Annotated in this window: 2 protein-coding genes; both read right to left on the reverse strand. The window is 58.5% G+C overall.

Annotated elements, in window-relative coordinates:
- Positions 1 to 130, reverse strand: a 130-nt coding sequence (locus tag ACR0EL_RS22025) for a HisA/HisF-related TIM barrel protein (protein ID WP_480502293.1), incomplete at its 3' end; no start/stop codon positions are given.
- Positions 131 to 253: 123 nt separating this feature from the next.
- Positions 254 to 793, reverse strand: coding sequence for a GNAT family N-acetyltransferase (locus ACR0EL_RS22030; protein ID WP_170396461.1), 540 nt, complete (start codon positions 791 to 793; stop codon positions 254 to 256).
- Positions 794 to 840: the final 47 nt, after the last annotated feature.

An 840-nucleotide genomic window follows, 5' to 3' on the forward strand; every position in this document is an offset into this window, starting at 1 on the left:
CTCCAGCCGCAGACCAGCCGCGCGCGGTCTCGACTGGATCTACATGCCAGATCATCGCTTCATCCAGACGCCCCTTGTCCAGCGTAACGCACCGACCGTTCTGCAACTCCATCGTGGGGTAAATCATCATGATTCATATCCTCCGCTGAATCATTCCGTAATTCCACGATAGCATAGAGTCTCAGTTTGCCGCTTTGTTTCACAAGATCGGCAAAGCTCGTCCATTTTGCGGCATCGCACTGCCTAATGCGTTTCACACCCGTGTAGGAGGTCCGTCACGGCGAAACAGATGAACGGGGGTGCCGCGGTATTCAGCTTCGCGCAACAGCTTGTAGCCCAGCTTTTCAGCCAATCGCTGTGAGGCTGCATGGTCCGCGTCGATCAGCGCAACCAACGGGCCCGGAATGATCCGGTCGAACCAGTCGTGCGCCGCCTGCGCGGCCTCACACCCGTATCCTTGCCCCTGCATGTCAGGGGCCAGAACCCAGCCGGCTTCGGGAAAACCATCGAAATCATCGCCCAGAGACCGGTTGCCATAGAAGAACCCGGCTTGCCCGATCAGAGTACGATTCGACTGCAGCATCACACCCCATTGACCGAACCCGGTCATCTGCCAATGTCCAGCGTTGCGCAGGAAAGAATCCCACGCCTCGCCGCGCGTTTTCGGGGTGCCTCCGATATGGCGTACAACTTCGGGGTCGCGCCAGATTTCGGCGAACCGGTTGAAATCCTCGGGGCGCATTGCACACAAGGTCAGACGCGCCGTATTGATCATCGGGGTGGATCTTATCATGCCCTTGCCCGCTCAGAAACTTGCCTCAGGTGTCAGAGTGCGGAGCC

Source organism: Ruegeria sp. AH12, from assembly GCF_056541465.1.